The organism is Vibrio sp. 10N.222.49.C9 (genome assembly GCF_041474985.1).
In the GTDB taxonomy this organism is placed as follows: Bacteria; Pseudomonadota; Gammaproteobacteria; order Enterobacterales; family Vibrionaceae; genus Vibrio; species Vibrio crassostreae_C.
The window spans coordinates 1-327 of record NZ_JBFRVD010000824.1 but is presented as its reverse complement, the minus strand read 5'-3'; the positions used below and the strand labels follow the sequence as shown (position 1 = coordinate 327).

The window sequence follows — 327 nt, the reverse complement described above, 5'->3', positions numbered from 1 at the left end:
GACATAGAGTAAGCATTACTATGAATAAGCAAAGTGGTTTTACATTAATCGAATTGGTAGTTGTGATTGTAATCTTGGGTATTTTAGCCGTCACAGCTGCACCTCGTTTTCTAAACCTTCAATCTGATGCGCGTGTTTCTGCGCTACAAGGCATGAAGGGCGCAATGGCCGGAGCGGGATCGATTGTGTACGGTAAGGCTGCAATTAATGGGGTTGAGACAGCAGCTTCAGGTGCAATTGATAATGGCAGTCAGTCAATCTCAATTGTTTATGGTTATCCTGAAGCAAGTTCAGCTGGTATTGGTAATGCAGTGCAAGGCCTTGAAG

At 44.0% G+C, this 327-nt stretch carries 1 protein-coding gene; it reads left to right on the top strand.

Translation table 11 applies throughout. The annotated features are described in order from the left end of the window. Positions 1-20: 20 nt before the first annotated feature. A partial coding sequence (locus tag AB4585_RS25785; RefSeq protein WP_372171621.1) for a type II secretion system protein occupies positions 21-327 on the top strand: 307 nt, incomplete at its 3' end.